Origin of the sequence: Arthrobacter agilis, from assembly GCF_002953615.1 — a bacterium.
Classification (GTDB): domain Bacteria; phylum Actinomycetota; class Actinomycetes; order Actinomycetales; family Micrococcaceae; genus Arthrobacter_D; species Arthrobacter_D agilis_B.
Genome location: NZ_CP024915.1, coordinates 2114895 through 2119654 on the forward strand (window position 1 = coordinate 2114895; position 4760 = coordinate 2119654).

At 71.5% G+C, this 4760-nt stretch carries 4 protein-coding genes and 2 pseudogenes; 2 read left to right on the forward strand and 4 right to left on the reverse strand.

The genetic code is table 11. The features are described 5' to 3' along the window. Both CVO76_RS10335 and CVO76_RS10340 read left to right on the forward strand, forming a co-directional pair. A pseudogene (locus CVO76_RS10335) lies at window positions 1–287 on the forward strand (TrkA C-terminal domain-containing protein); the annotation flags it as partial. Further along, a complete protein-coding gene (locus CVO76_RS10340; RefSeq protein ID WP_208739173.1) occupies window positions 271–1554 on the forward strand; it encodes a glycosyltransferase 87 family protein in 1284 nt (427 codons plus the stop codon). The pseudogene CVO76_RS10335 and the gene CVO76_RS10340, both read left to right, overlap by 17 nt. On the opposite strand, the gene proC is transcribed toward CVO76_RS10340, so the two are convergent. The 4 genes and pseudogenes from proC to CVO76_RS10360 form a co-directional block, all read right to left on the reverse strand. Next, window positions 1520–2377 carry a pyrroline-5-carboxylate reductase gene (gene proC, locus CVO76_RS10345; protein WP_208739174.1) on the reverse strand — a complete coding sequence of 286 codons (858 nt, stop codon included), beginning with the start codon at window positions 2375–2377 and terminating at the stop codon, window positions 1520–1522. The two genes, CVO76_RS10340 and proC, sit on opposite strands and share 35 nt — an antisense overlap. A 240-nt stretch (window positions 2378–2617) precedes the next feature. Next, complete coding sequence (locus CVO76_RS10350; RefSeq protein ID WP_208739175.1) at window positions 2618–3418, reverse strand: sugar phosphate isomerase/epimerase family protein; 801 nt, start codon at window positions 3416–3418, stop codon at window positions 2618–2620. 1 nt (window position 3419) lies between these two features. Beyond that, on the reverse strand, window positions 3420–4433 hold the full coding sequence (locus CVO76_RS10355; RefSeq protein WP_133081171.1) for a Ppx/GppA phosphatase family protein: 1014 nt from the start codon (window positions 4431–4433) through the stop codon (window positions 3420–3422). A gap of 58 nt (window positions 4434–4491) precedes the next feature. Further along, a pseudogene (locus CVO76_RS10360) lies at window positions 4492–4760 on the reverse strand (topoisomerase C-terminal repeat-containing protein); the annotation flags it as partial.

The following is a 4760-nucleotide window of genomic DNA, read 5'->3' on the forward strand; positions in this document are numbered from 1 at the left end:
CCGACGCCGGGCAGCGCGCCGCGCACCTGGTCGGCGGTCGCATGCTGGACTTCATCGAGTTCGACGACGGCTTCGCGATCGTGAAGATGTACCCGCCGAAGGAGACCCAGGGGTTCACCCTCGCCGAGTCCTCCGTGCGTTCCAAGTACGGCGTCACGGTCGTCGGGGTGAAGTCCCCGGGCGAGGACTTCACCTACGCCCGGCCCGACACGAAGGTGTCCGGCCGGGACATGCTGATCGTCTCGGGCCACGTGGATCTGCTCGAGCGCTTTGCCGGCCGTCCCTAGCGTGCCGCGGGGGCCCGGTTCCCCGCAGCAGGACCCCGCGTCGCCGGCCCGCGTCCGCCCCGCGTTCCGGCCGGCGGCCGCATCGGCGCTCGGGGGTGCCCTCGTGCTCGCCGTCGTCGTCGCTGCCGCGCAGATCCACGGACTCGACCTCTCCGTCTACCGGGAGGGCGCGCTCGCGCTGCTCGGCCGGGCGGGCGACAAGGACCTGTACGACGACGCCCTCGTGCAGACCGACACGCGCGGCCTACCCTTCACCTATCCCCCGTTCGCCGCGATCCTGTTCGTGCCCCTCGCGCTCGTTCCGCAGTCCGTGGCCCTCGGCATCGTCACCGCGCTGTCCTGCGGCTGCCTGGCAGGCGTCGCGGCCCTCGTGGTGCGGTACCTGCGCTCGGCCCGCCCCGCAGGCGCGACGGCGCCGCGGCACACCGCCGTCACCGTGCTCGCGACGATGCTCGTCCTCGGCCTCAGCGGACCCTGGCGGGAAGGCCTCGGCTTCGGGCAGGTGAACGCCCTCCTGATGGTCCTGGTCCTCGCCGACCTGCTGCGCTCCACGCGGTTGCCCTCGGGCGTCCTCGTCGGGATCGCCGCGGGCATCAAGCTGACCCCGCTCGCGTTCGGGCTGGTCTACCTGGCCCGGAGGGACTGGCGTTCCCTCGCCTGGTTGGCGGCGTCCTTCGGCTCCACCGTCGCCCTCGGGTGGGTCCTCGCCCCCCGCGAGTCCGCGGTCTTCTGGCTGGATGCACTGTTCGACGCCTCCCGCGTGGGGGCGACGGCCGACCTCTACAACGTGTCGCTCAATTCGATCGTGGCCCAGTCCGGCCTGCCCGGATCCCTGCAGCGGCCCGTGTGGGCGCTGGCATCCCTCGCAGTGATCTCCGTCGGGTATCTGGCGATCCGGCGGGCGGACGACGACGGCGACACCGTCCGGGCGATCGCCGCCAACGCCGTCGTGATGCTCGCGATCTCACCGATCTCCTGGTTCCACCACTGGGTCTGGATCGCGCTGGTCTTCCCCGCCGCCTACCTGTCCGCCCGGGAGGAGGGCGCACGGCGCACAGCCGTCCGGGTGCTGCTGGCCGCTCTCGTGCCCGTCATGATGTTCTCCTCCATCACCGTGACCCTCACCCTCACGGGGGCCGTGTCGGGCGAGGGGCCGCTGCCCCTGCGGCTCTTCACGGCACTCGGCGTGGTCCTGCCGGTGGCGCTGCTGGGGCTTTGGGCGCTGCGGCCGGTCAGGCGGACGGCGGCCCTGCCAGCTCACGGGTGATCGCCGCCGCGCGGGCGGTGGCGGACTGCGCGCCGGCGGTCACGATGTGCGCCAGTCCGAGCTTGTCGAAGGCCTCGATGGCGCTCTGCGTCGTCCCGTTGGGGCTGGTCACGGCCCGTCGCAGCGCCGTGGCGTCGGCGCCCTCCTCCGCCAGCATGAACCCGGCTCCGGCGACCGTCTCGCGGGCGATCAGCTCGGCCAGCGCGGGGTCCAGGCCGAGTTCCTCGCCCGCGGCCGCCATGGCTTCCGCGAGGTAGAACGCGTACGCCGGTCCCGAGCCGCTGATGGCCGACAGCGCGTCGACCTGGGCCTCCGGGATCTCGACGACCGTACCGGCCGGCCGCAGGAGTTCCCGGGCCTGCGCCATGAGCTCCGGCCCCGCCGAGGTGCCGGCCGAGATGGACAGCACGCCCCGTCCGAGGCGCGACGGCGTGTTGGGCATGGACCGGATGACGGGCTGCCCCGCGGGCAGCGCCGCCTCGATCATCGCGATGGACACCGCGGCGGCGACGCTCAGGACGACGGCGGTCGGTTCGAGCGCGGGCGAGACCTCACGGGCGAGGGGGACGATGCCGACCGGCTTCACTCCCAGGACGACGACGTCCGCGTTGCGGACCGCGGCGACGTTCGCGCCGTCGTCCTCGGCGGTGGCGAGGGCCTCGATCCCGTGGCGCCGGCGCAGCTCCGCCGCACGCTCGGCGCGCCGCACGGTGGCGGTGACCAGAGCGGGGTCCAGCCCGGCGGCGAGCAGCCCGGCGAGGATGGATTCGTTCATCGAACCACAGCCGAGGAAGGCGATGCGCTGCGTTGCTTGCGGAGTCATGGCCCCATCCTGCCACGAGGGCTACCAGCCTTCTCCCAGCATCCTCGTCGTCGCGGCACAAGTTGGGGGCCTAGTGTTCCAACTACCTCATAAGGGTGCGAGTGATGGGGACCGGAATTCCTGATCCGGTCCGGCGTCGGTGGCAACAGATGATTCCCCCAGCATCTGGACCGTCCACCGGCGCCATTCCTCGTTCAACGGCCCGAGCGACAGGCCGGGCGGCCGGGACGTCGGCGCCGCTCAGTGGCGCAGGTGCGAACGCGCGAAGCGGAGGGTCTCGGCGAGCCATTCCTCGCGCTCCCCCGCGCCCCGTGCCCGGCGCGTGCTGACCTCGACGGCCACCACGCCGTCCCACGCCGCCCCTGCGAGGTGTTCGAGTGCCTCGGCGCACCGCTGTTGCCCCTGCCCCGGGAGGAGATGCTCGTCCTTCCCGTTGGGCGTTCCATCGGTCAGGTGCACGTGGGCGAGCCGGTCGCCCAGCGCCCGCATCTCCTCATAGGAGTCCATCCCGGCGATGGCGGCGTGGGAGAAGTCCCAGGTGATGCGCTCGTACGGCTCCGGCACCGGGTTCCAGTGCGGCAGGTAGGCTTTCGCCTCACGGCCGCGGACCTTCCACGGATACATGTTCTCGACGGCGATCTCGACGCCGTACTCGGCTGCGACGCGCGCGATGCCCTCGGGGAACTCCTCGGCGTACCCCGTCTGCCAGCGGAACGGCGGATGCGTCACGACCGTCCTGGCCCCCACCTCGGCGGCCATCGCTGCCGAGAGTTCGATCTTCGTCCATGCCTTCCCCCAGACCTGCTGCGTCAGCAGCAGGGTGGGTGCATGGATGGCGAGGATCGGCATCTCGTACCGTTCGCTCAGGACGTTGAGCTGGTCGGGGCTCTGACTCACCGAGTTGTTGGTGACCATGACCTCGACCCCGTCGTAACCGAGGTCCTGGGCGAGCGCGAACGCGTCATGGACCGCGAGCGGATAGACGGAGGCACTGGACAGCGCGACCGGGATCGCGGGCAGGCCGTGGGCCGGGTGCGCCACCTCAGGCTCCCCTGGACAGGGGCGTGCGCCGCATCGAGTCGAGCTGGGAGTGCCCCACCCCGGCACCTGGCAGCGGCTCGTCGGCGTCGAACATCTTGGCGTCGAACCGCCTCAGCAGGAGTCCCTCCCGCAGCGCCCACGGGCAGATGTCCATGGAGGGGACATTGAACAGTTCCAGGGCGCACTCCGCCACGAGTGCTCCCGCGAGGACCTGCGGCGCACGGAGTTCCGAGACGCCGTCCAGGCTGGTGCGGTCCCTGGCGCTCATCGCGGCCAGCCGCTTCGTCCACAGGGTGAGGTCCTCGAGGCGCAGCTCGCGCCGGACGAAGGGACCTGCGGCCGACGGAGCGGCACCCGTGATGCGTGCCAGTGACCGGAAGGTCTTCGAGGTGCCGGCCACGAGGTGCGGCGTACCGAGATGGGCGAACTGCGGCACTGCCTCGCGGAGGGTCGCCCGGATGTAGCGGCGCAGTTCCTTGACGCTCCTCGCCGACGGCGGGTCGCCCTGGAGCCAGTCACGCGTGAGCCTGCCTGCGCCGAGCGGTACGGACAGGGCGACCTCGGGCAGCTCGTCCGTGCCCATCGCCAGCTCGAAGGATCCGCCGCCGATGTCCAGGTTGAGGATCGACTCCGCCCCCCAGCCGTACCAGCGGCGGACGGCCTGGAAGGTCACTGCTGCCTCCTGGTCGCCGGACAGCTCCTGCAGGTCGACGCCGGTCTCCTCGCGGACCCTCGCGAGCACCTCGCTGCCGTTCCCCGCCTCACGGATGGCCGAGGTGCAGAAGGCGAGGAAGTCCTCGGCGTCGTGCCCCGTCGCGAAGTCCCGTGCCTCGCGGACGAAACCCACCAGCTCGTCCTGTCCCTGCCGGGAGATGCAGCCGTCCTCGTCGAGGTAGGCCACGAGCTGCAGGGGCTTCTTGTGGGAGGCGAAGGGCACCGGCCGACCACCGGGGTGGGCATCCACGAGCAGCAGATGGACCGTGTTCGACCCTATGTCCAGCACACCTAGCCGCATTGTTCCCGCGCTCCCAGCTCTCCCGCTATCGTCTGTGTTCCCGCCCCGCGCTCTCAGGCTACTTGCCCGCCGCGACCTTGCGCTTCGCGGGCGCCCTGCGAGTGGTCTTCTTCGGCGCCGGTCCCTTCGCACGCTTGTCGGCGAGCATCTCGATCGCCTGCTCCCGCGTCAGCTCCTCGATGGCCATCGACCCCGGGACGGTGATGTTCGTGACGCCGTCGGTGATGTAGGGGCCGAAGCGGCCGTCCTTCACCACGATGGGCTTCTCGCTCACCGGATCGTCGCCGAACTCGGCCAGCGGCGGGGCCCCGCTGCTTGGGCTGCTTG